Origin of the sequence: Pseudoalteromonas sp. Ld19, from assembly GCF_045064135.1 — a bacterium.
GTDB lineage: Bacteria > Pseudomonadota > Gammaproteobacteria > Enterobacterales > Alteromonadaceae > Pseudoalteromonas > Pseudoalteromonas aliena.
In genome coordinates, this window is sequence record NZ_JBISHA010000019.1 from 67,254 (window position 1) to 92,144 (window position 24,891).

A 24,891-nucleotide genomic window follows, 5' to 3' on the forward strand; every position below is an offset into this window, starting at 1 on the left:
TCTCAGTAAGGGGTTGCCAATGCTAAACAAAGACTTAGAACTTACTTTAAATGCCGCGTTTCGTGAAGCGCGCACTCGTCGTCATGAGTTTATGACCGTAGAGCACCTTTTACTTGCGCTATTAGACAATCCTTCAGCGGGAGAGGCTTTAAATGCGTGTGGTGTTCATATTTCAGGGCTAAAAACCGAATTACTTGAATTTATCGATGAAACAACACCTGTCATTCCTGATTTAGAAGAAGAGCGTGAAACCCAGCCTACGCTTGGTTTTCAGCGTGTACTACAGCGTGCAGTATTTCATGTGCAATCGTCAGGTAAAAACGAAGTCACAGGCGTAAACGTACTGGTTGCTATTTTTTCTGAACAGGAAAGCCAAGCGGTTTATTTACTCAAAAAGAATGACGTATCGCGTTTAGACATTGTTAACTTTATTTCGCATGGTATTTCTAAAGCGGATGATGAGTTAGGTGATGACACCGATGATATTCATGAAGAAGTACAAGAAGTTCAAAACGAAGAAGCAAGCAAGCTAGATAGCTTTACGACCAACTTAAACGCCCAAGCGCGCGATGGTAATATTGACCCACTCATTGGGCGCGATAGCGAAGTAGAGCGCACGGTACAAGTATTGTGCCGTCGCAAAAAGAACAACCCATTACTGGTTGGTGAAGCCGGTGTTGGTAAAACAGCCATTGCTGAAGGCCTGGCGTATCGCATTGTCAATAAGCAAGTACCTGAAGTGATTGCTGATGCTGTTGTGTATTCATTGGATATGGGCGCATTACTTGCGGGCACTAAATACCGTGGCGATTTTGAAAAACGCTTTAAAAGTCTACTAAAAGAGCTGCAAGCGCAACCAGGTTCTATTTTGTTTATTGATGAAATCCATACCATTATTGGTGCAGGCGCAGCATCGGGCGGCGTTATGGATGCCTCCAATTTACTTAAACCGCTACTCTCTAGTGGTAAATTACGTTGTATGGGTTCGACAACGTATAACGAGTACAAAAATATTTTTGAGAAAGACCGCGCGTTAGTACGCCGCTTTCAAAAAATTGATGTACTTGAACCAAGTGTTGCCGATACCACTAAAATCCTTAATGGTTTAAAAGAGCGTTACGAAGAGCACCATGGTATTCGTTATACTCAAAAAGCGTTAAAAGCGGCTGCTGAATTAAGCGCAAAATACATTAATGAACGCCATTTGCCTGATAAAGCCATTGACGTTATTGATGAAGCGGGTGCCAGTCAGCGGCTGCAGCCTAGTTCTAAACGCAAAAAAACCATTGGTGTGGCAGACATTGAGCTTATTATTTCTAAAATGGCACGTATTCCACCGCAAAGTGTATCGTCTACAGACAAAGAAACGCTTAAAAATCTAGACCGTAACCTTAAAATGCTGGTGTTTGGTCAAGATCAATCTATTGATGCGCTTACATCTGCTATCCGTTTATCTCGTTCTGGCTTATCGAGTGAAGAAAAACCCGTAGGTTCGTTCTTATTTGCAGGGCCCACTGGAGTAGGTAAAACAGAAGTCACTAAGCAATTGGCTAAGTGTATGGGTGTTGAGTTTATCCGTTTTGATATGTCGGAATATGTTGAACGCCACGCAATAAGCCGTTTAATTGGTGCACCACCAGGTTACGTTGGTTTTGAGCAAGGTGGTTTATTAACTGAAGCCGTTATTAAAAACCCGCATGCAGTTGTTCTTCTTGATGAGATTGAAAAAGCGCATCCTGATATTTACAACATCCTGCTACAGGTAATGGATCACGGTACATTAACCGATAATAACGGTCGTAAGGCTGACTTTAGAAACGTCGTGGTGGTAATGACGACCAATGCGGGCGTGCAAGAAACCACGCGTAAGTCGATTGGCTTTAGTGAGCAAGATCATACTCACGATGCAATGGGCGAAATTAATAAAGTATTCTCGCCAGAATTTAGAAATCGCTTAGATAATATTATTTGGTTTAACCACCTTGAACGTGATGTTATTTTACTTGTTGTAGATAAATTTATTGTGGAGCTTCAAGCGCAGCTTGATAAAAAATCGGTTAACCTTGAGCTTACTTCTAAAGCACGAGAATGGCTGGCAGATAAAGGCTACGACAAAGCAATGGGTGCACGTCCAATGGCACGTGTTATTCAAGAAGAGCTTAAAAAGCAATTAGCTAACGAAATACTCTTTGGTGAACTTGTTGATGGCGGTACGGTGAAAATATCGGTTAAAGATAAGAAAATTCGCTTTGATTATGAAAGCAATTTAACACCGGCTTAGTCACACCCTTTTTGCTCTGTTAAAATTAGTTCAAAAATAAAATGGCCCACTAAATTAATAGTGGGCCATTTTTTATCGCTATATTTTTACGAGCAACAAAAAACCCAGCACAAAGCTGGGTTTTTTGTTTATTAAATGTAATTGCTGGTTAGTATCCATCAATTACATTTAATAAACGCTTAAAGCTAGTTAAATACTAGCCAAAAACTAAATCTCGTTTACGCACTTACTTAGCGAGCACGGAATACGATACGGCCTTTCGATAAATCGTAAGGCGTCATTTCTACCGTTACTTTATCGCCGGTTAAAATACGGATATAGTTTTTGCGCATTTTGCCTGAAATGTGAGCCACAACTACGTGACCATTTTCTAGCTCAACTCGGAACATTGTATTTGGTAAAGTATCAAGGACAGTCCCTTGCATTTCGATTACGTCTTCTTTCGCCATGTTTAGCGTAACACCTCTTTAATAGTTAAACGATGCAGATTTTGCCCAAAATACGCCAATAAGTAAAGGCGCAGGGGCTATATTTGCAAATTAAATAGCCAGCCACTCATCATTTACCTGTTTTTGCGCGGGTAAAAACTGGGTTTTGTACTTCATTTTATCGCATTCATCAATTTGATAACCTAAATATACATATTGCTTATTTTGCTTTTTCGCAAATTTTAACTGTTGTAATATCATTACTGAGCCTAAGCTATAGTGATCAAAGTCAGGGTCAAAAAAGGTGTAGATTGCAGAAATAGCCTTTTGCATACAATCAGTTACGGCTACAGCGACGAGTTCGTCTTGATGCCATAACTCGATAAATGTTATGTCTAACCAGTTGCAAAACAAAAAACTTTGAAACTGCGCTTTTTCAGGCGGATACATACTTCCATCCTGATGACGGAGGCTTATGTACTTACTGTACAGTGGGTAGTATTCTTTTTTTTCTATGCTGGAATATTTTATCTCAAACTGCGTTTTTGCTTTGTTTAGTTTACGTTTTTGTGATTTTGAAGGCATAAACTCTTGAGCTAATATTCGTACTGAGCTGCATTCACTGCACACAGGACAGTGTGGGCGGTATATTTGGTTACCGCTGCGACGAAAACCTAGGCCCAATAACAACTCAAACTTATCAGCGCTATAGCAACTGGGATCCAGAATAACGAGAAGTTGTTCTTGGCGGTTGGGTAAATAACTGCAGTCAAACTCTTGGCTTAAACCCACGCGTGCTGGAAGCTGTTCATTCATAGATTGCGTTAAGCTCCTGTGGTTGCCACATAATTGGATTAAGAGTATAGGTGCGTGCTGCTTTGAGTTTAGTCAAAAATTTTGAACGAGGGACTACTTTTGCACCTAAAGTCATTAAATAAGGGTTTTCTAGTTGGCAGTCAATAAAATGTGCATTATGGCGTTTAAGCCAATTTACAAGTGCCCACATAGCAAGCTTGGAGCAATTGGTTTGATGATGAAACATTGACTCACCACAAAATACACCATTTTGCATAATGCCGTATAAGCCACCTGCAAGCTCACCGTTGCTCCAAACCTCTAAGCTATGAGCAATGCCCGCATTATGGGCATTGGTGTACGCATCAAGCATGTCAGAGGTGATCCAAGTGCCATCGGTATCAAGGCGTTGATCGCGACATGCTTCTATCACCTCTTCAAAGGCATTATTAATGGTTACTTTTACAGGGTGCTTTTTTAAATGCTTACGCAGACTTTTACTTATATGAAAATCATCGAGCTCAAAAATACCGCGCTCGCTGGGTGACCACCACATAATAGGCTCGTCTTCACTAAACCAAGGGAATATTCCACTTTTGTACGCGTTACTCAGGCGTGGCAAACTCAAATCTCCGCCAATTGCTAACAAGCCGTCGGGAGATGTTAATGCATATTCCGGATTGGGGAATGCTATATCGGTTTCGCTTAATTGGTATAGCTGGTTTCTCATACAGTGCTTATTTTATAATTGTTCATAAAAGTGTAACTATATTTTAGACATAAAAAAAGGGCTGAATGACAGCCCTCAATTATTATTTTATTTACTTATAAGTTATCTAAGAATCGCTCAGCATCAAGGGCTGCCATACAGCCTGTGCCCGCAGATGTGATTGCTTGACGGTAAATGTGGTCAGACACATCACCTGCAGCAAAAACGCCTTCTACACTTGTTTGCGTTGCGTTGCCGTGAAGACCAGACTCTACAACTAAGTAGCCATCTTTCATTTCTAGTTGACCCACAAACATATCAGTATTTGGTTTGTGACCAATCGCGATAAATACGCCGGCTAAATCGAGCTCTTCAGTTGCATCAGAGTGGGCATCTTTAATACGAACACCTGTTACGCCCATTTGATCGCCTAATACTTCGTCAAGCGTGCGGTTGTAGTGCATTACTACGTTACCGTTCTTTGCTTTTTCAGCAAGACGGTCAGCAAGTATTTTTTCACTGCGGAAACTGTCGCGGCGGTGAATAACATGAACTTCATCAGCAATGTTCGATAAGTAAAGCGCTTCTTCAACCGCTGTATTACCACCACCAACAACCGCTACTTTTTGCCCTTTATAGAAAAAGCCATCACAGGTAGCACACGCCGAAACACCACGGCCTTGGAAGTTAGTCTCAGACTCTAGGCCTAAGTATTTAGCAGACGCACCTGTTGCAATAATTAATGCATCACATGTGTAAGTACCTTGGTCGCCAGTTAGTGTGAAAGGGCGCTTAGATACATCTACTTTATTAATGTGATCAAACACAATTTCAGTTTCAAAGCGTTCAGCGTGTTCTTTCATGCGATCCATCAATGCAGGCCCTGTTAAACCGTGTGCATCACCTGGCCAGTTTTCAACTTCAGTGGTGGTTGTTAATTGACCGCCTTGTTGAATGCCGGTAATTAAAACAGGGTTTAAATTTGCACGTGCTGCGTATACTGCGGCAGTATAACCAGCTGGGCCAGAGCCTAAAATTAGTAGCTTACAATGTTTTGCTTCAGTCATTATTTTTCCTAAACGTTTAATACGGTATTTAATATGCTCTTAATGCGCTTGATTCTAAGAAAAACAAGGCAGAAGTAAACAAAATCCGTGATTATTTTTTTTCGTAAATCGAAAAGCTGTGCAATATTGTGTACTGATAATTGTTACTTTGAGAACGAATAAAGCAAAGTAGCTCAATAAATAGACTAACAAGCAACAAAACAACGTTAATTCATGACCACTTTGATTTTTTTTGTTATGTTTTACCTAATTTTATTTGTCACTGATAGATCATGTGACCCAAGTGAATAGGCAACTATGTTATTTTGGCAGGAAAAACCCGCATTCGGGTTGACTTCAAAAGACGTTAACGTCTTAACCAATGCGCAAGATTACCGTACGCAATTACTACGTTTAATTAGCAATGCAAAAAAACGTATCTACATCACTGCGTTGTATTTACAAGATGATGAAGCAGGTCGCGAAATTTTAGATGCGTTGCACCGTGTGTCATTAGCAAACCCTGCACTTGAAATAAAAGTGTTGGTGGATTTTCATCGTGCGCAACGTGGCCTTATTGGCGCTGAAAAATCAGACGGTAACGCAAGTTTATATTGCGACTATTTAGAAAAATTTAATTCAAATGTGCAAGTTTATGGCGTACCTGTAAAAGCCAAAGAGTTATTTGGCGTATTGCATTTAAAAGGTTTTGTGATTGACGATACCTTACTTTACAGCGGCGCAAGCTTAAACAACGTGTACTTGCAGTACAACGATCGCTACAGACTCGATCGCTACTTTTTAATAACGCAGAGAGAGCTGTGCAACTCTATAATTGCGTTTATTGAAACAAATTTACTAAGCTCAATAGCTGTGCCACGAATAGATACACGCCCACTTAAGCGTTTAAACGACTTTAAGTTAGAGCAAAAGCAATTAATGCGTGATTTAAAAGTTGCGAATTACAGCGTAGCAGAGCAGCAAAATAAGCAAGCATTAGGCATTCGTTTATTTTTAGGGCTTGGTCGTCGTAATAACGAGTTAAACCGTGTAATAAAAGCGTTATTTGACACCACTGAACAAGAACTTGTGTTGTATACGCCATACTTTAATTTTCCGGCGCCGCTGATGCGTTCGTTGCGTCGATTATTAAAGCAAGGTAAGCAGGTTACTATTATTGTGGGCGATAAAACAGCAAACGACTTTTATATGCCGCCAAGCGAGCCGTTTAGTAAAATAGGGGCATTACCTTATTTATACGAAACCATTTTGCATAAATTTGTAAAAACGCAAAAGCGCCATATCGATAACGGTAATTTAAATGTGTATTTGTGGAAAGATGAAAGTAATTCGTTTCATTTAAAAGGTATTTGTTCAGATAGAACAAAACATTTACTAAGTGGGCATAACCTTAATCCACGCGCATGGGGTCTTGATATCGAAAACGGTATTTTAATAGAAGATCCAGAGCAAACAATTATGCAGGCCATTGATAACGAAAAGCAGGAAATTTTACAACACTGCCGTCGTTTAACAGGCCCAGATGATTTAGAAACAATGGATGATTACCCGCAACCAGTTAAAAAACTACTTGGTCAAGCTAAGCGCGTAAAAGTAGATTTTATAATTAAGCGTTTTATCTAAACCAGCCTGTACAAGATTCAAAATCTAGACAAAAAAAAGCAGCTTAATAGCTGCTTTTTATTGTTTAGGGTTAGGCTGTTAAAGCCTAACTAGAAAACGCTAAATTAGGCGTTTTCTACCGCTGTGCGTGGATCAACATATTCCATGTTGAACGCTTGTGCTACTTCTTTATAAGTTACTTGGCCTTTAATTACGTTTAAGCCTTTTAAGAAGTGAGCGTCATCTAGTAGCGCTTTTTTATAACCTTTGTTTGCAAGATTAATAATGAAAGGCAATGTTGCATTGTTAAGTGCAAACGTAGATGTGCGTGGAACAGCACCTGGCATGTTAGCAACACAGTAGTGAACAACTTCATCAACGATGAAAGTAGGATCAGCATGCGTCGTTGCTTTAGAAGTTGCAATACAGCCACCTTGGTCGATTGCAACGTCAACAATTGCAGAACCAGGTTTCATTGCTTTAATGTGCGCAGCAGTGACTAGTTTAGGTGCAGCTGCACCTGGGATAAGTACGCCACCTATTACTAAATCAGCTTCTAGTACGTGTTTTTCAAGTGCATCAGCAGTTGAGTAAATTGCTTTAACTTTATTACCAAATTGCGCATCTAGTGCACGTAATACGTCGATGTTACGATCAAGAACGACCACTTCAGCACCAAGGCCAACAGCCATTTGAGCTGCGCTACGACCAACCATGCCGCCGCCAATGATAACAACTTTAGCCGCTTCAACCCCTGGTACGCCACCTAATAGCATGCCACGACCGTGGTTAGATTTTTCTAGTGCTTGTGCACCAGCTTGAATAGACATACGACCAGCTACTTCGCTCATAGGCGCAAGAAGCGGTAAGCCACCGCGAGAGTCAGTTACAGTTTCGTATGCGATACAAATAGCTTTGCTTTTAACAAGGTCTTCAGTTTGTGGAAGATCAGGCGCAAGGTGTAAGTAAGTGAAAAGAATTTGGTCTTCACGAAGCATTGCACGTTCAACAGCTTGTGGCTCTTTTACTTTTACAATCATGTCTGCTTTAGCAAAAACATCAGCCGCAGTTGCTAAAATTTCAGCACCGGCTTGCGTGTAATCTTCGTTAGTAAAACCAATGCCCATACCTGCATCAGTTTCTACAATCACTTGGTGGCCGTGATTTACTAATTCACGAACACTAGCAGGGACCATACCTACACGGTATTCATGGTTTTTTATTTCTTTAGGTACACCAATAATCATAACATTTGCCTTATTAAGAACGGATTAACATTTTTCACTATTATATTCATGACAAGCCCGTGTGTCTCACCTTTTTTAAAGTCAAATCTAGTGTTATTATCTAAATAAATAAAATAAACAGTATAAAAAACTAATGAGTGCTATGCATCAGTTATTAGATAGAATTGACCGTAAAATTTTGATGGAACTACAACATGATGGGCGCCTGTCAAATGTTGAACTGGCCAGACGAGTTGGCCTAAGCGCCACGCCCTGTCTAGAGCGAGTGAAAAAGCTAGAGCGAGAAGGCTACATACTTGGCTACAAAGCAGTGGTCGATCCAGCTAAGCTTGGACAAGGTTTGTCGGTGTATGTAGAAGTAACGATTACCAAAACCTCTCCCGACGTATTTGACGAGTTCAGTGCAGCCGTTAAAAAGCACGAAGAGATCATAGAGTGTCATTTGGTGTCGGGTAACTTCGACTTTTTACTTAAAACGCGCGTTAACGATATGTCAGAGTATCGAGGGGTTTTAGGTGACATATTATTAAAACTACCCAACGTAAGTGAAAGTCGTACTTATGTAGTTATGGAAGAAGTAAAAGGTGAAGAAGGTGTAATTATTCGCCCGTATATTGCTTAACAGTATTTATAATAGGCTGACATTTGCTTTTATCTACCTAAATTATAAAAACGTGTTCATAATCAGGCCATCAAGGCTAGGGCCTGTTGACCTTTGTGGATTAAAATTTGTTCAATCTAGGGGCGATTTAATCACGGCGCGAGGTTTGTAACCTAGTGGGCTAAGTAAAAACCGAGCAACAAAGAGTTAATTGCCCCTAGGTAGAACCCTTCGGGCAGCGCATGTTTGGCATTTATGCTGCGTTATCGCCTATTTATGGGGAATAACCACACACCATAGGCTCTGCCTTGCCTAAATACCAAACAGTCAGCTGCAAATTTAACCTCGAAAGATAAACAGGCCCTAAGATAAAGTGCAACAAATTGCATTTCCTGCTAAGGTATTTGACTGCTAAGAGAGTGTAGATAGAATAATAAAGAGGGATAGGAAACTATGCGCCTAAACGGTGTGCAAAGACTATTAGAAACAGGGCTGATAATCAGTACCTTTACAGCAATATTTATTTTATGTGCGTTGATCAGTTTTGATCCCGCCGATGCGGCGTGGTCGCAAACAAGCTTTAGTGAAGTAAGAAACATTACGGGTGCTGCGGGTGCATGGATTGCGGATGTATTACTACTCACATTTGGTTGGTTGGCTTACTTAGTGCCTGCTGCAATTCAAATATTTGGTTATTTGTTATTTAAGCAACCACATCGCATTTTGCAGCTTGACTACACCACCTTAGCACTGCGTGTAATAGGATTTGCTTTATTTATTACCTCGGCCACCGCTATTAGCAGCATTAATTTTGATGATATTTATAACTTTTCATCGGGCGGAGTAGTGGGTGATGTGATTGAATCAGCAATGATGCCTGCATTTAATTTCACTGGGACATCCATTTTATTACTGTGCTTCTTTTTTGCCGGACTTACCTTGTTAACAGGTGTGTCGTGGGTTGATTTTGTAGACTATTTAGGTGAATTAATCGTTCGATTTTATCGTTTTAGTGCTAGCTACGCACAAGGCTGGATGCATCGAGAGCGTATTGCGGGTAATATTGATAATGATCAAATGGATGCACAGTTTGATGACGATATTGAAGAACAAATAGAAATCCCTGAAAAAAATAATAAAGCAGATAAACAAAAAGCAATTAACAAACCACAAACGCCATTTAGTGAGCCACCAATGAGTGACGACTTTATGCCGTTTGATGAACTCGATGACATACTTGATCAAGAAATAGGCTTTAGTGCCATTGATGACGAACCAATGGATACGGAAGCTGCATTAAACGCACTTGACCAAAGCCAAGTTGTAGAACCTGAAAAGCCAGTTACAACGGTTGTATCGCCAGCAAGGCCAATGCCTAAGCCAAAAGCAGCCTATCAGCCACCACCAACAGCAAAAGAAAAATTTGAGCAGTTACTAACGCAAGAGCCACCACCAGGGCCATTACCGTCGCTGGATTTGCTCGACAGACCAGATAAAGCTAAAAATCCGATATCGCAAGAAGAGCTAGATACTGTATCGCGTTTGGTAGAGACAAAACTCCTCGATTTTAACGTCCAAGCAACGGTTGTAGCCGTATATCCAGGCCCAGTTGTTACGCGTTTCGAACTTGATTTAGCGCCAGGTATCAAGGTGTCTAAAATTACAGGTTTAGCAAAGGATTTAGCCCGTTCGCTTTCAGCAATTAGCGTACGTGTTGTCGAAGTTATTCCGGGTAAAACCTATGTGGGTATAGAGCTGCCTAACAAACACCGTGAAATAGTTCGTTTGTCCGAAGTAATAAATGCGCCTAAATTTGAGCAAAACCCATCGCCACTGACTATGGTGTTAGGTAAAGACATTGCCGGTCAGCCTGTATGTGCTGATCTGGGTAAAATGCCACACTTATTAGTAGCCGGTACAACCGGTTCAGGTAAATCAGTGGGCGTTAATGTGATGATAGTAAGCTTGCTGTACAAATCGGGTCCTGACGATGTACGTATGATCATGATTGACCCTAAAATGCTTGAGCTTTCAGTATACGAAGGCATTCCGCATTTATTGTGTGAAGTAGTGACCGACATGAAAGAAGCCGCTAACGCACTGCGTTGGTGTGTAGGTGAAATGGAACGCCGTTATAAATTAATGTCGGCGTTAGGTGTACGGAACCTAAAAGGCTACAACCAAAAAGTGCTTGAAGCCAATGAAGCGGGCTACCCAATTCTTGACCCATTATTTAAAGACACCGATGGCATGAAAGAAGGCCCAGATGAGCTAGGTAAGTTACCAAGCATTGTGGTAGTAATAGACGAATTTGCCGACATGATGATGATTGTAGGTAAAAAAGTAGAAGAGCTAATTGCACGTATTGCTCAAAAAGCACGTGCGGCAGGGATTCACTTAGTGCTTGCTACGCAGCGCCCGTCGGTTGATGTAATTACCGGCTTAATTAAAGCAAATATACCAACGCGTATGGCCTTTCAGGTATCGAGTAAAATAGATTCGCGCACAATACTTGATCAACAAGGTGCTGAAAACTTACTAGGTATGGGTGACATGCTTTATTTACCGCCAGGCACGAGCGTACCAGAGCGTGTGCATGGCGCGTTTGTAGACGACCATGAAGTACACGCTGTAGTAAACGATTGGAAAGCGCGTGCTAAACCAAATTATATTGACGAAATACTCAATGGCGATGCCAATGAAGATATTTTATTACCAGGCGAAGCGAGCGAAAACGCTGATGAAGAATCAGATCCGTTATACGACGAAGCTGTGTCGTTTGTAATTGAAACCGGCAAAGTATCGGTATCGTCAGTGCAACGTAAATTGCGTGTAGGTTATAATCGCGCCGCACGTTTAGTAGAACAAATGGAAACATCGGGTATCGTGAGTTCACCAGGCCATAACGGCGCTCGCGATGTATTAGTACCTAATGGAGCAAATTCATGAAAAAATTTAACGCCTTATTATTAGTGTTAGGCAGCGTAATTACTGCACCAAGCTTTGCTGACGACAGCCAAGCACTACAAGACCAACTTGCCACGTTAAAAAGCTTTAAAGCGCAGTTTGCACAAAAAGTAACAGATAAAGAAGGCCAAGCAGTTATGCAAGGCGAGGGCACAATAGCGCTTCAACAACCTATGATGATCCGCTGGCAGCAAACAAACCCAGACGATACGTTATTTGTATCAAACGGCGATAAAACATATTACTTCGACAGCTTTGCTGAGCAAGTAACGATAATGAAAACCAGCAGCCTAATCGACTCAACGCCGTTTGTATTGCTTACATCAAAAGATCCAGCACAGTGGGAAAAATACAGCGTACTTGCAACAAGTGTAGGCTTTAGTGTAACGCCAAATAAAGGTGTAGAAAGCCAAGTAGAACAACTTGATATAACATTTGCAGATAACGAACAAGGCCTTGCTAAATTAGTAGTTACCGACAACTCAGGGCAGCTATCGTCATTTACCTTTAACGATGCACAAGTTAATACGCCGCTTGATAAAAGCACTTTTGAATTTACGCCTCCTGAAGGTGTTGAAATAGACGATCAGAGTAACGGTGAGTAATTTAGGTTTTAATTTTGGGCCCGATGTACGTCCACTTGCCGCGCGTATGCGCCCTACAACGCTTGATGAATACATTGGTCAGCAGCACTTATTAAGTGCCGATAAACCACTGCATCAAGCCATTGTAGCAGGGCGATGCCATAGTTTAATTTTATGGGGCCCGCCTGGTGTTGGTAAAACAACGCTTGCGCAAATAATTGCCAACCATGCTGATGCCTCACTTATTCAAATGTCAGCGGTAACCGCAGGCGTAAAAGATATACGCGATAGCGTAACGCAAGCGCGGGACAATCTACAAAGCCGTGGCCAACGCACCCTTATGTTTGTTGACGAGGTTCATCGCTTTAATAAATCCCAACAAGATGCCTTTTTACCGCACATCGAAGATGGCACCTTTATATTTGTAGGTGCAACCACCGAAAACCCATCGTTTGCCCTTAACAACGCTATATTGTCGCGTGCACGCGTGTATGTTTTAAAATCGCTTGCCGATACCGACTTATACACCGTAATAGAGCGCGCACTCAAACAAGACGAGCAGTTAAACCAAAAAAACATAGTTATTGCCGATAACGCTAAACAGGCACTTTGCCAAGCAAGTGGCGGCGATGCCCGCAAAGTACTTAATTTACTTGAACAGGCAGTTGACTTAACAACTGAGCAAGACGGTCAATACAACGTAGACGAGCACGTACTTAGCCAAGTACTGCCTACTCATTTAGCTAAATACGATAAAGGCGGCGATGAGTTTTATGATTTAATATCAGCCTTTCATAAATCCGTACGTGGCAGCTCCCCCGATGGTGCACTGTATTGGTATTGCCGAATTTTAGCCGGTGGTGGCGACCCTTTGTATGTAGCAAGGCGTTTACTTGCCATTGCTACAGAAGACATAGGTAACGCCGATCCTCGCGCGATGGAAGTAGCCTTAAATGCCTGGGATATATTCCAGCGAGTAGGTCCAAGCGAAGGTGAGCGCGCTATTGCACAAGCCACATTGTATTTAGCCAGTGCACCTAAAAGTAATGCAGTGTATATGGCGTTTAATCAAGCCAAAGCTGATGCTCAAAATGAGCCAAGCTACCCAGTGCCAGAGCACCTACGCAATGCACCAACCAACTTAATGAAAGACTTAGGTTACGGCGCTGAGTATCGCTATGCGCATAATGAAGAAGGCGCATTTGCCGCAGGTGAAAAATATTTACCACCAGAAATGGACGGTAAAGAATATTACTTACCGAGCGAGCGCGGACTTGAGCAAAAAATTAAACAAAAACTCGATTACCTAAAAGAGCGCGATGCGCAAAGCCCACTTAAACGATACGAAAATGATTAAACTTTATCTGATGATCGCCCTTGGCGGAGCCTCAGGTGCGTGTTTACGGTTTTTTATTAGCGAAAGCATGCTAAAACTCCTCGGTAGGGGATTCCCTTTTGGCACGTTGACGGTTAATATTCTGGGTTCATTGTTAATGGGCATTTTGTACGGTTTGATAGATAAAGAAATTATCACCGCAAGCCCCGCCAAAACCCTTATAGGAATTGGCTTTTTAGGTGCATTAACCACCTTTTCAACATTCTCAATGGACTCGTTGTTGTTATTACAACAAGGTCACTTTATTAAAATGGCCCTCAATATCATCTTAAACGTGATGGTGTGTATTTTTATGGCTTGGCTGGGCCTTCAGCTAGTAATGCAAAAAGGTTAAAAAACTAACATGTTAGATTCTAAATTTTTACGTCAAGACATCGAACAAACTGCAGCACGTCTAGCGGCGCGCGGTTACGAACTCGATGTAGCGACGGTAACGGCACTTGAAGAAAAACGCAAAACATTACAAGTAAAAACGCAAGAACTTCAAAGTCAACGTAATGCAAGCGCAAAAGCAATTGGTCAAGCCAAAGCAAAAGGCGAAGACGCGCAGCCACTCCTTGATGCAGTGGCTAACTTAGGCAGTGAGCTAGACGCCGCTAAAACAGAGCAAGATGAAGTATTAGCCGCGATTAACGACATTGCTTTAGCAATTCCAAACTTGCCAGACGAGTCAGTACCTGCCGGTAAAGACGAAGACGACAACGTTGAAATTTTAACGTGGGGCACACCTAAAAAATTCGATTTTGAAGTTAAAGATCACGTAGATGTAGGTCAAGACTTAAACGGCTTAGATTTTGAAATGGGCGTTAAAATTAGTGGCGCACGCTTTACCGTAATGCGCGGCCAAGTAGCGCGCATGCACCGTGCACTAACGCAATTTATGTTAGATACACACGCAGACAAAAACGGCTACACAGAAATGTATGTACCGTACCTAGTAAATAGCGCCAGCCTTTATGGCACAAGCCAATTACCTAAATTTGCAGGCGATTTGTTCCACACCTTAGGTCTTGTGAACGACGATGGCGAACAACAAGCCGGCTTTAGCTTAATTCCTACTGCTGAAGTACCGCTTACAAACAGCGCACGCGACGAAATTTATGACGAAAGCGATTTACCAATTCGTTTAGTTGCCCACACGCCATGTTTTAGAAGTGAAGCAGGCAGCTATGGTCGCGATACACGTGGCTTAATTCGTCAGCACCAGTTTGATAAAGTTGAACTTGTACAGCTTGTAAAACCAGAAGACTCAATGGCAACGCTTGAAGAGTTAACAGGTCACGCAGAGCAAATACTACAAGCGCTTGAACTTCCGTACCGTAAAGTAATTTTATGTATGGGCGACATGGGCTTTGGTTCAGCTAAAACATACGATTTAGAAGTATGGTTACCTGCACAAGACACATACCGCGAAATTTCATCATGTTCAAACATGGCTGATTTTCAGGCGCGTAGAATGCAAGCACGTTTTCGCCGTGAAGGTGTTAAAAAGCCAGAGTTACTACATACACTAAATGGTTCAGGCTTAGCCGTTGGCCGTACACTCGTAGCCATACTAGAAAACTACCAACAAGCCGATGGCACAGTAGTAGTACCAGAAGTATTACGCCCATACATGGGTGGACTTGAAGTAATTGGTAAACAATAAAAATCAAGTTTAAGTTAAGCAGGCTTTAAGCTTGTAAATCTGAATTCGAAAGCCGCTGTTTGTAATGAACGGCGGCTTTTTTGTGGTAGGTTAAAGGTAATAAAGTTCAGTTAATATGTAGGACGTGCTTTAGCGCGTTACAGGTCTTTGACAAAAATATGCGCCAGTTATTTTTATGCGTGTAATTTAAGTTTTAGAGTGTCAATGATTAATTTAATGAGTCAAATGAAAGTAATTCAGTGGTAGATTTTTGTCTGTTCAATTAGAGTAGCTGTCCTGTTTAAATACTGTCTAAATACAAATACGATTGTGCTAGCTATCGACATCATGGGCATGATCCAAACCAGTACCGTATGAGTGACGAAACTATCGAACGCGCCAAAAATGCTACAGGAAGACACTTCGTAGAAGGTTAGAATAAGGAAGAACAAGGGGTGAAATTCCCCTTGTTTAATTAATATATTATTAGAAAATATTTGAAAAGAAATTGCCTATCGATTTCGCAGCAGTTGCAAATTGATCTGTAATCCAGCTCCAAGCTTTACTTAGTGCGTTTATTACTTTGCCAACGACTTCAATTACAATATCTGCTACAAAATTTGCAGCACTCACGATTCCTTGTGTCATAGTGTCTGTTACTGACAATATACCATTTTGAAGGTTTGGGTGCTTTTCACCAAGTTCAGAAGCTTTATCAAATGCTGCATTGATTACTTTTTCACTTGCGGCTAACGCTTTTTTACGACGATCTTCCATTTGTTGTTTGAATCTAGCCTGATCACTTTCAGAGTTATTACTATTAATATATTCCTCTGAGGAAGCGTTAACACTAACTTGTGTTGTGGCTGAAAAGTCACTTGTCATGGCTTGTACATTGGAAACAGTATCTCCCATGACTTCTACTAACTCTTCATTTTCGCTTTCTGACCTTTCTGATGAAGATGCTACTCTTAGTCGAGATAAGCCAAACCCTGTTACCCGTTTCGTGTTGCCTAGCTGGAGTAAATAGTGCTTTCTCATCTCTTCTATAGTGGATTTAAAACTAATGTTTTCAACTTCATTATTTGCTGTGATTTCCATACAATAATCCTTTTAATTTTTGATTAGTTAGCTTTCGAATACACCTTGTTTTTAAAGTGGTTAATAAATTCCACTGCATTAATTGGTAGCCGCTGTATTATTCAGGTTTTTCTATTTTCCTGAGAACTGCTCTGTGGCTACGGATAAATAATAGCTTTTTGTTTTGAATTATCTATTACACTGTATTACACGAAATCCTCGTTGTGATATTTAGAAGTTCTAGGGTCAGATATTTAGGGAAATAACACAGACACATATGGTCACTCCGCCTGAGTTAAATTTTCGGGTGGTTTTTTATTCTTTTACAGTACATTTTTGTTATTAAAAAATATAAACAAAACATCCACTCTAAATTTTGTTAAAGCGAGTATAGGCAGAATCCAAAACAGATAAGCTTCAATAGTGCTCTTTGTATAGCTGGTAACAATAGTGATTGCTATTGTAGTGGTCAACTAATTTTGGCCACAGTTTTAGAATAAGAATCCAATTTGATTCATTTGTTTTACCTATTGTTGGTGTACGAACTGATGATGAAGAGTTAATTGAGGACATGTTTTCAAGGTTGAATGAAGCAGTCCCTCTTAATGCTGCTGAAAAAAGGAATGCATTTGGTGGTGAGGCGGTTAAAGTAATTAGAAATGTAGCCGCAATGGATTTATTTACAAAGAAAGTTAAATTTTCTAATAAAAGATACCAGCATTTAGAAGTATCAAGTCGCATTCTATTAACTGAAAATAGTTTAACTGAAAATAGTTTAACTGAAAATAATAAAATAATTGATACCAAAAAAGTTTATTTGGATAAGTTTGCTTCCGCGAATTCAGGAAGTGAGCAAGAGATGACTGTGCTATTTGAGCGTGTGGTAAATGTAGTAAAACAAATGGAAGAGGTGTTTTCTGATTCAGATGAAATTTTAAGATCTCAAGGTAATATGGTTTTGTACTATCTGATTTTCAGACAATCATTGCTCCTGAACGAAGTAGATAAAATTAGTAGAAGAAAATTATTAAATTTCAGAATTGAGTTAACTAAAAACAGACAAGATGCATAAGAAAATTATTCTGAATCCACATTCGAATTTTTAGAATTCGATCGGTTATCACAACAAGGTACAAATGACGCCTCTAATATACGCGAACGTTTTAGAACGTTGGCGGGATATTTAGGCCTTAGCAAAATTGAAATATAACAAGACCGTTAAACAAAGGACGAAGGACAGCAGCCTGTAATCCTTGTCGCAAATTTTAGCTTGCTACATTGTGCCGTTTACGGCAAGCATTATGAGCAAATTGTTCAAACAGGAATTTTGATATTTTTAGCAATAACTAAAGAGATCAAAATTTGGCTTCGTACATCAGAACTTAAATTAATAAAATCCGTTTATTCAAGCCGCTACCTTACTTTAAAAGCGCAGCGGCTTTTATCCCCTTTGTGAATTAATTTGATGTCATCAACATTAGCTTTGCCTCTTTACCGTCGGTTAATATCGCGATATTACCCTCAGTGGTAACAAACACATCTCTTAATCGACCTGCGGCCTCTGGAAACACGTGAGATTGCGTAAATTCACCATTGGCTAGGTTAACACTGTACAGCTTTTGATCGACCAAAGTAGTGATCAGTACATGCTTTTGTAATGAAGGAAAAGCTGCGTGTTTAGATCCGTAATACGCCATGCCTGATGGCGCTATTGATGGCGTCCAATTAACACTTGGTTTTTGCATGCCTTTATATTCGGTAAAGGGTGAAATACGCGCTTGCGAGTAATCTTTGCCATAGGTGATTACCGGCCAGCCGTAATTAGTCCCAGCGGTTAAGTAGTTTAGCTCGTCACCGCCTGCGGGGCCGTGCTCGTGGCTAACAATTTGCTGCGTATCGTAATCATAAACTAAACCTTGCGGGTTACGGTGGCCAAGTGAGTAAACAGCATGGGCGTTTGGGTTTTCGTGATTAATAAATGGGTTATCTGTTGGAGTGCTGCCATCTAAGTTTATGCGTAATATTTTACCAAGCTGGCTGGTAATAACTTGTGCTTGCTCTCTAAAATCAAACCCATCACCATTTGAAAATAGCAAGGTATTGTCGGGTAGGACTAGGGCACGGCCAGCATAGTGTTGCGGTGTGTTTTTATCAGTCGCGACTTTATAAATAACGTTAGGCTTTGAAAAGTCAGTTCCATCAAACGTGGCTTTGGCAATAACAAGTCGGTTTGCGCTTGCATCACCTTGGGCATAGGTAAAAATAATTTCTTTGGAGTCGTTATAATCTGGCGATAAGACAATGTCGAGTAAACCCCCTTGGCCCGCAACATATAAACCTGTTAGATTTAATTTTACTCTTGATTGCTCATTGTTTTTTATAATAACGACGTGGCCATCACGTTCTGTAATTAACCATGTGCCGTTTGGTAGTTCAACCATGCTCCACGGAGACTGTAATTGCGTAGCCAGTGTTTTTGTACGGTGTTGCTCTTTTGGTAATGCGGCTTGTGCATTAACAGAAAATGCTAAAAGCGAAAGCAGAGTAAAAAAAGAGATACATTGTTTACTGGGCAAGCCTTTGCTAGCATGACTGGTATAAGAGAAAAGCTTTATTTTAAGTTGAGATAACCATGTCGTTTTTAACACGTATATTGCCTTCATTTTTAGTTTCTTGGTTACTTACATTCACACTTGCTAGCTTGTTTCATAGTCAATACGTTGTCAATCAATTAGTTAATGTGGGTGTTGTGGTAGACTTTAGTGATCGCGTTAATTTAACGCTTGATGATTGGTTAGGCTTATTACCCACCTACGGCGCTATTATTGCCATTGCACTTGTTATCGCTTTTTTCGCCGCAGGATTGCTGTATAAAAAGGTTAAAAAACAACAAACTCAGCTATTTGTTATTGCGGGTATTGTCGCTTTTGCTGTTGTTTTAGTTGCCATTGAGTCAATTATGAATATTCATATTATAGCGGGCGCGAGAGGTTGGGGATTTTATGCGCAACTGCTTGCGGGTGCGGTAGGGGGTTATGTTTATTCACAGCTAATAAAGGAAACAGTTAGTAAAACTGGCCTTAACAAGTGTTAGTTTAGAGGAAATAAGTAAGACTTTTATTACGACTTTGCACTGCCTAAATGTTAATTACTCTTTGTAGCGCCGTATAAAAACTCTTCGCCGCAGTCCATCCATAAATCGTATTTGGCCATGACTTTGGTAAACATGGGGGCGTGTAAAAACTCGTTTAACCATGCGCGTACATGCGTGTATTCGCTTTGTAAGTACCAGTGTTTATCTACGCGGGCAAACTGTCTAATAAACGGTAGCAGGGCATAATCGGCTAGACTTTTTTCATTGCCCATTAAGTATTTATGCATGGTTAGTTTTGCTTCAAACTGTTTAATATACTCTTCGCAGGCTTTTTGGTAATAAATTTGTGCCATGTCTTTTGTGCGAGCATAAAATTTGTACTTTTCGATCACCGGTTTAAATTGCGTGTCGTTTAGCTTAATTAACTCAAGCATGCGCGCAAGTGCTAATGGATCGTGAGCCTGTAGTAAATTATGCGGATCGTTTTGTTTAAGCGCCCAGAGCATAATATCGAGGCTTTCATCTACAACTTGATTATTCGGCAGTAATAAAACAGGCACAGTGCCTTTTGGCGATATTTGCAAAAGATGCGGTGGCTTATTTTTCGTTTTTATAGCACGCAGTAAAACCTGTTGCTCTGCCATTAAAATACCCATTCGTGCACGCATTGCGTATGGGCAGTGTTGTAATGAATATAATAATGGCAATGTCATGTCAGTTACCTTAGCTGTTTAGGCCTTCAACATATTGTTGGCGGGTTTGTACTTTTATCAAGCTATTTAGGTATTCAACCGCTTGTGTTTGGCCGTTAACTAAGTCTTGGAAGTGCGCAAGTAACACGGCTTTATCGAGCTTTTCTTTATCTCCTGAGCCAATATCGGTTAAATCAATCATAAACTCGTCAAATTTGTCGGCAAAGTCACTCACTATATCCATGTTTAAAAATTGCTCATGGTTGTAAATACTTGGGTAGCCGCCTTTTTGTTTATCAATGGCAAAGCTAATGCCTTTTACATTGGTAACGGTGGTTTCTTTTTTACAGCTCAACATACAGCTTGCGTCAATACGTGGTTTTTTACAGCCTACGGTTTGCTGGAAAAAACACTGTCGGCTAGTCATCATTAGTATTGGATGATAAATGCTGTACATCATTTTAAAGTTGTTAGGGCGTTTAATATTACGCATTTGTGGTTTGTTTATTTCGTTTGAAATAAACGCGCCTTGTGCATTTAAATCTTCTTGTAGTGTTAGTAACGCATAAGAGTTTGTGGTGTTTAATAATGGGCCGGCAATCCAGTCAATACCCATTTTCACCGCTTTAAATGCCACGCCTGTATTGTTACTAATAATAAGCTTAGGTTTTACAACTTCGAGTAAACGTACCGCTTCTTCAAAATCTTTACCAATTAATACCGCCGGAAACCACGGAATTAACTGAGGATGCTCTAAAAATACATTAATGTATTTATCGTTATCGGTTTTAAAGCTTTCAGGTAATTTAAAGTAAACATCGCCGTCAGTTAAATCACATAGGTGAACGTCTTTTATGTCCGATATTAAAATAGAGAGTGTTGTTTTGTTTTTATCGACTTTTTCGTGATTAACTAGTTTAGGTAGTTCAACAGGGGCGAGTACGTCTTTGCCTTCGTTTAACAAAAACGCGACTTGCTTTTTAATACGGGCAAGCTCTTTAAACGGAATGCTTAAGTTGTCGCCTAAGTTTGAGTAATCCATGTTTTTAATGTCAAAATTGGCATTACTAAAGGTTTTAAAGCGTTTATCAATAGCGGCAATATCAACAACCGATTTATCGGCGGTGTGCATAGGCATTTGCGATTGAACTTCAAAACGTAGAGGTTGCAGAGCACTTTCATCTGCTAGAGTGTTGTCGTGTTTATCGTTTATTATCAGTGTTACTGCAAATGGCTGGTTTAATTGGCCTGTAAACTCAAAGCGTAGCTCTCGTTTTGAAATATCTAAAAACTCAATCTTCTTTTTAACCAATGTATCAATGTCATTTTTTTCTGCGGCGAGCTCTTGTTGTGCATCGTAAATTTGCACAACCGAAATCGCGTTGTTTTTTTCGTTAGCGTGATCAAAGCTATGATCCCGTGGGTTATCGGTAAACATGTTTTTAGTCATGTCACCTTGCAAAAACTTATTAGTAAAATTACGGTTAAATACTTTGTATAAGCTTGAATCGTCTTCAATGAGGTTACCGGTTTGTACAAAGGTATCTATTTGTTTGCGCCAGCTATCAATCACCGTATGTACGTAGTTAGCGCCTTTAATACGGCCTTCTACTTTTAACGAATCAACACCTGCGGCTACCAGCTCAGGTAAATCAAAATAGGCTGAATTGTCTTTTAAGTTTAACGGGTGTTTGTTACCCATCGCCGTTGGCTCGTATTCATCACGACACGCTTGCGAGCAACGACCACGATTGCCCGAGTTACCCACACTTACTGAGCTTGAATAACATTGCCCTGAAAACGCAATACATAAGGCGCCGTGAACAAATACTTCGGTTAATACATCGCATTTGTGCGCTACGTCGGTCAGTATTTTTATTTCAGTTAAGTTAAGCTCGCGCGATAAGTTTACACGCGTAGCGCCAATGCGCGCTAAAAATTCAACCTGTGATTCGTTATGGGTAGTTAACTGAGTCGATGCGTGAATATGCAAAGTAGGAAAGTGCTTTTTAACAATATTGAACAATCCTAAATCTTGCACAATAATGCCATCGAGCGTTGTATTTACTAGCTGATTTAATAGCTTAAATAGCGCACCCATTTCGTGCTCTAATATCACTACGTTTAGCGTTAAAAATATTTCACAGTCGTATTCATGGGCTAAGCGAAGTGCGCCGTTAAGCTCATCAAACGAAAGATTAGACGCTCGGTTACGTGCATTAAAAGTATCTAATCCACAATAAACCGCATTAGCACCGGCTACAATGGCGGCTTTTACCGCGTTTACATCACCGCCTGGGGCTAATAGTTCAATCTTTCTACTCATGACAACTTCACTTCGCTCATATTTAATTGCCGCGAATTTTATCTGGTTAGTAGCATGAATGCTATTTATTGAGGGATATAATGAATACAAAAATGAAAGAGTGTATAAAATTTTAATCAAGCTGGCTGACCTATTATATAAACATGTAATAAAATGATAGTTTATAGAGCAAGCTAGACTTCCAACTTTACTTAGGCAATAGATATCAGCAATCAAGATCTAAAACAGTTAGATACAGATTTTAATATTCAAGAATCTGTAATTATTAACACCCAACTTAAAATAGCCACATTTAATCTGTTTAACTATCTTGAGCCGCCCAATACATACTATGAATTTGAGAAAATTTACACTACGCAGCAGTGGGTCAAAAAGCAGCGCTGGATAGTTGATTATTTAACGCAATATCAACCCGATGTAATTGGCTTTCAGGAAGTGTTTAGTATTGACTCGTTAAAAGAGTTAGTAGGCAAGCAAGGTTATAATTACTTTGCAGTAGTTGATACGCCAGAGGTGATTGACGACTTTATTTATAAACGCCCCGTAGTGGCGATTGCCTCTAAATACCCCATAGTTGAAGTGGCAGCGGTTGAGCACGATAGTGAGCTTGCAAGTATGCTTGGCCTTAATCGTGAGTTTACTTTTAGTCGCAAAGTACTAAGAGCAACCATAACGTTGCCGCACATAGGCAATACCGATTGCTATGTGGTGCACTTTAAATCTAAGCGGCCAATGATTAATGTTGATGAGCACAATAAAGAGCTAACGCCTGAAAAGAACATAATCGAAATTTTAAAGGCGAATGTAGCGGGCGGATGGGGCTCAACTATTCAGCGTGGCAGTGAAGCTACATTGCTAATGATACAAATGATTACTCGCCGTGAAGCTACGCAGCAACCCATGCTATTAATGGGGGACTTTAATAATGAACTTGCGGATGGCGTGTTAAGTCATTTACTCACAAAGACATTACGCTTTGCTCCTGCTTTTGATGCTAAAACCTACCTTGCTAAATATTGTTTAAATGATTCATGGGATTTATTTGTAAAGTCGCAGCTAAGCAATGGTGAGCTGCTTAGTGATGAAATAATAACAAACGATGTACAAATCGATTGTAATAGCAATAACAGCGAGATTGTTGATTCAACGGATAAAAGCCAAGAAAAAAATACAAAAATAACAAATCCAGCACCGTTAAGAGCGCCTACACATTACTATGGTGCTAGCAGTTCAGTACTTGATTACATTTTATTGTCGTGTGAGTTTGATGCCAGTTACGATGATAGCTTTTTTGAAGTAAGTGATTACAGTACGTATGACAGGCATTTAATAAATCCCGAGTATGAGCGTGATGATTTAACTACCGACCACGGTGTGGTGTTGATCACACTAAAGTTAAGGTCGTAAAGGCTATTTTTATTATGAAGAAATTAACTACAATTACATTCTTGGTATTTTTTATGTTTAATTCTTTTGCAGCTGAATTTCCTACCAGTGCACGGTCTGAAAAAGCCATATCAATGGTTGAATCCACATTAAAAGAGCAACTTTCTAATAAAGGGCTTAGATACGGGGCTCCTATATTTATTCGAATATTTAAAGATCCTGGCATTCTTGAAGTCTGGGTAGAGTCAGATGATGACACATTTATACACTTCAAAAACTATGAAGTTTGTACTTTTTCAGGTGATCTTGGCCCTAAATTAAAAGAAGGCGACAATCAAAGCCCGGAAGGGTTTTATTATGTTAATGCTGGCCGGCTCAACCCTTGGAGCAGTTATCACTTATCGTTTAATTTGGGCTTTCCAAATAAGTATGACCGGGCACACAACCGAACTGGCAGTGCACTGATGGTGCATGGCAACTGTGTTTCCATTGGCTGTTATGCAATGACTGATGAGTATATAAATGAAATTTACGCATTAGCTGCTGCAGCGCTAAAATCGGGGCAGCCTTTTTTTAGGGTTCATTCATTTCCGTTTAAGCTTGATGATGAGGTTTTATCAAAGTATAGAGCAAATCAATGGTATTCTTTTTGGCTTAACCTTAAAGAGGGTTATGATTATTTTAACACTCACAAGCAGCCGCCAAATGTTGAGGTTTCTAGCAGGAAATATACCTTCGAAAAGAAATAATCGCTAAAGTTAATGCTGATCGTGTACTCGCATTACTATTTTAAACCGCCTAAAATTTGTACATGTTTTAACTGTAAAAATTTAACAGTGCCATCCTTTATTATCCAGTGGATATTTATTGATCTACATCACTTTTAGATGTGGTGATAGTGATAGATTATAAGTTGTGAACTCGACATTTAAAATTCATTAAAATGATCTACTATCGTGAAACAACAAAGTCGAGTCACCCCTAAATTACAATTAACCCAGACAGTGAT

Annotated in this window: 21 protein-coding genes; 12 read left to right on the plus strand and 9 right to left on the minus strand. The window is 40.1% G+C overall.

Features of this window, described 5'->3' with window-relative positions; translation table 11 throughout:
• Nucleotides 1-19 precede the first annotated feature (19 nt).
• A complete protein-coding gene (gene clpA / locus ACJJVZ_RS10145) occupies nucleotides 20-2,281 on the plus strand; it encodes an ATP-dependent Clp protease ATP-binding subunit ClpA (RefSeq protein ID WP_077537729.1) in 2,262 nt (753 codons plus the stop codon).
• A gap of 230 nt (nucleotides 2,282-2,511) precedes the next feature.
• Here clpA and infA read toward each other — a convergent pair whose 3' ends face one another.
• The 4 genes from infA to trxB form a co-directional block, all read right to left on the minus strand.
• A complete protein-coding gene (gene infA / locus ACJJVZ_RS10150; protein ID WP_002962494.1) occupies nucleotides 2,512-2,730 on the minus strand; it encodes a translation initiation factor IF-1 in 219 nt (72 codons plus the stop codon).
• Between the two features lie 90 nt (nucleotides 2,731-2,820).
• Nucleotides 2,821-3,525: an arginyltransferase gene (locus tag ACJJVZ_RS10155; RefSeq protein ID WP_182702560.1), complete on the minus strand. Its 705-nt coding sequence runs from the start codon at nucleotides 3,523-3,525 to the stop codon at nucleotides 2,821-2,823.
• Nucleotides 3,518-4,234, minus strand: a complete 717-nt coding sequence (aat, locus tag ACJJVZ_RS10160) for a leucyl/phenylalanyl-tRNA--protein transferase (RefSeq protein WP_138584587.1) — start codon at nucleotides 4,232-4,234, stop codon at nucleotides 3,518-3,520. The genes ACJJVZ_RS10155 and aat overlap by 8 nt, the downstream gene beginning before the upstream one ends.
• Before the next feature lie 95 nt (nucleotides 4,235-4,329).
• A complete protein-coding gene (trxB, locus tag ACJJVZ_RS10165) occupies nucleotides 4,330-5,280 on the minus strand; it encodes a thioredoxin-disulfide reductase (RefSeq protein ID WP_077537732.1) in 951 nt (316 codons plus the stop codon).
• A gap of 297 nt (nucleotides 5,281-5,577) precedes the next feature.
• On the opposite strand from trxB, the gene pssA reads away from it, so the two are divergent.
• Nucleotides 5,578-6,903, plus strand: a complete 1,326-nt coding sequence (gene pssA / locus ACJJVZ_RS10170; RefSeq protein WP_405600168.1) for a CDP-diacylglycerol--serine O-phosphatidyltransferase — start codon at nucleotides 5,578-5,580, stop codon at nucleotides 6,901-6,903.
• A 104-nt stretch (nucleotides 6,904-7,007) separates the two neighbouring features.
• Here the strand turns inward: pssA and ald are convergent, their stop codons facing one another.
• Nucleotides 7,008-8,129 (minus strand): alanine dehydrogenase, encoded by a 1,122-nt coding sequence (ald, locus tag ACJJVZ_RS10175; protein ID WP_077537734.1) that lies wholly within the window; start codon nucleotides 8,127-8,129, stop codon nucleotides 7,008-7,010.
• A gap of 142 nt (nucleotides 8,130-8,271) precedes the next feature.
• On the opposite strand from ald, the gene lrp reads away from it, so the two are divergent.
• The 6 genes from lrp (at nucleotide 8,272) to serS (ending at nucleotide 15,325) form a co-directional block, all read left to right on the plus strand.
• On the plus strand, nucleotides 8,272-8,751 hold the full coding sequence (lrp, locus tag ACJJVZ_RS10180; RefSeq protein ID WP_033014887.1) for a leucine-responsive transcriptional regulator Lrp: 480 nt from the start codon (nucleotides 8,272-8,274) through the stop codon (nucleotides 8,749-8,751).
• 432 nt (nucleotides 8,752-9,183) lie between these two features.
• Complete coding sequence (locus tag ACJJVZ_RS10185; protein ID WP_405600172.1) at nucleotides 9,184-11,679, plus strand: DNA translocase FtsK 4TM domain-containing protein; 2,496 nt, start codon at nucleotides 9,184-9,186, stop codon at nucleotides 11,677-11,679.
• Nucleotides 11,676-12,302 (plus strand): outer membrane lipoprotein chaperone LolA, encoded by a 627-nt coding sequence (lolA, locus tag ACJJVZ_RS10190; RefSeq protein ID WP_405600174.1) that lies wholly within the window; start codon nucleotides 11,676-11,678, stop codon nucleotides 12,300-12,302. The genes ACJJVZ_RS10185 and lolA overlap by 4 nt, the downstream gene beginning before the upstream one ends.
• Nucleotides 12,295-13,638, plus strand: coding sequence for a replication-associated recombination protein A (locus tag ACJJVZ_RS10195; RefSeq protein ID WP_405600176.1), 1,344 nt, complete (start codon nucleotides 12,295-12,297; stop codon nucleotides 13,636-13,638). The genes lolA and ACJJVZ_RS10195 overlap by 8 nt, the downstream gene beginning before the upstream one ends.
• Nucleotides 13,631-14,011: a fluoride efflux transporter CrcB gene (gene crcB, locus ACJJVZ_RS10200; RefSeq protein WP_138584440.1), complete on the plus strand. Its 381-nt coding sequence runs from the start codon at nucleotides 13,631-13,633 to the stop codon at nucleotides 14,009-14,011. Before ACJJVZ_RS10195 ends, crcB begins: the two co-directional genes overlap by 8 nt.
• A 9-nt stretch (nucleotides 14,012-14,020) precedes the next feature.
• Nucleotides 14,021-15,325: a serine--tRNA ligase gene (serS, locus tag ACJJVZ_RS10205; protein WP_002962971.1), complete on the plus strand. Its 1,305-nt coding sequence runs from the start codon at nucleotides 14,021-14,023 to the stop codon at nucleotides 15,323-15,325.
• A 465-nt stretch (nucleotides 15,326-15,790) separates the two neighbouring features.
• Here serS and ACJJVZ_RS10210 read toward each other — a convergent pair whose 3' ends face one another.
• Nucleotides 15,791-16,405, minus strand: a complete 615-nt coding sequence (locus ACJJVZ_RS10210) for a hypothetical protein (RefSeq protein WP_405600180.1) — start codon at nucleotides 16,403-16,405, stop codon at nucleotides 15,791-15,793.
• Nucleotides 16,406-16,967: 562 nt separating this feature from the next.
• On the opposite strand from ACJJVZ_RS10210, the gene ACJJVZ_RS10215 reads away from it, so the two are divergent.
• Nucleotides 16,968-17,456, plus strand: a complete 489-nt coding sequence (locus ACJJVZ_RS10215) for a hypothetical protein (RefSeq protein WP_405600183.1) — start codon at nucleotides 16,968-16,970, stop codon at nucleotides 17,454-17,456.
• Nucleotides 17,457-17,841: 385 nt separating this feature from the next.
• Here the strand turns inward: ACJJVZ_RS10215 and ACJJVZ_RS10220 are convergent, their stop codons facing one another.
• Nucleotides 17,842-19,032: a PQQ-dependent sugar dehydrogenase gene (locus tag ACJJVZ_RS10220; RefSeq protein WP_405600185.1), complete on the minus strand. Its 1,191-nt coding sequence runs from the start codon at nucleotides 19,030-19,032 to the stop codon at nucleotides 17,842-17,844.
• Between ACJJVZ_RS10220 and ACJJVZ_RS10225 the strand changes: the two genes are divergently transcribed.
• The gene (locus ACJJVZ_RS10225; RefSeq protein ID WP_077537746.1) at nucleotides 19,017-19,478 is read left to right on the plus strand and encodes a hypothetical protein; all 462 of its coding nucleotides are present in this window, start codon (nucleotides 19,017-19,019) and stop codon (nucleotides 19,476-19,478) included. The genes ACJJVZ_RS10220 and ACJJVZ_RS10225 overlap by 16 nt on opposite strands.
• A 50-nt stretch (nucleotides 19,479-19,528) precedes the next feature.
• On the opposite strand, the gene ACJJVZ_RS10230 is transcribed toward ACJJVZ_RS10225, so the two are convergent.
• Nucleotides 19,529-20,191, minus strand: a complete 663-nt coding sequence (locus ACJJVZ_RS10230) for a glutathione S-transferase (protein WP_405600187.1) — start codon at nucleotides 20,189-20,191, stop codon at nucleotides 19,529-19,531.
• A 10-nt stretch (nucleotides 20,192-20,201) separates the two neighbouring features.
• The gene (locus ACJJVZ_RS10235; protein ID WP_405600189.1) at nucleotides 20,202-22,496 is read right to left on the minus strand and encodes a peptidase U32 family protein; all 2,295 of its coding nucleotides are present in this window, start codon (nucleotides 22,494-22,496) and stop codon (nucleotides 20,202-20,204) included.
• Nucleotides 22,497-22,793: 297 nt separating this feature from the next.
• Here ACJJVZ_RS10235 and ACJJVZ_RS10240 point away from each other — a divergent pair, with 297 nt between their 5' ends.
• Nucleotides 22,794-23,903, plus strand: a complete 1,110-nt coding sequence (locus tag ACJJVZ_RS10240) for an endonuclease/exonuclease/phosphatase family protein (protein ID WP_405600474.1) — start codon at nucleotides 22,794-22,796, stop codon at nucleotides 23,901-23,903.
• A gap of 14 nt (nucleotides 23,904-23,917) precedes the next feature.
• Complete coding sequence (locus ACJJVZ_RS10245; protein ID WP_193155240.1) at nucleotides 23,918-24,631, plus strand: murein L,D-transpeptidase family protein; 714 nt, start codon at nucleotides 23,918-23,920, stop codon at nucleotides 24,629-24,631.
• The last annotated feature ends 260 nt before the right edge of the window (nucleotides 24,632-24,891 follow it).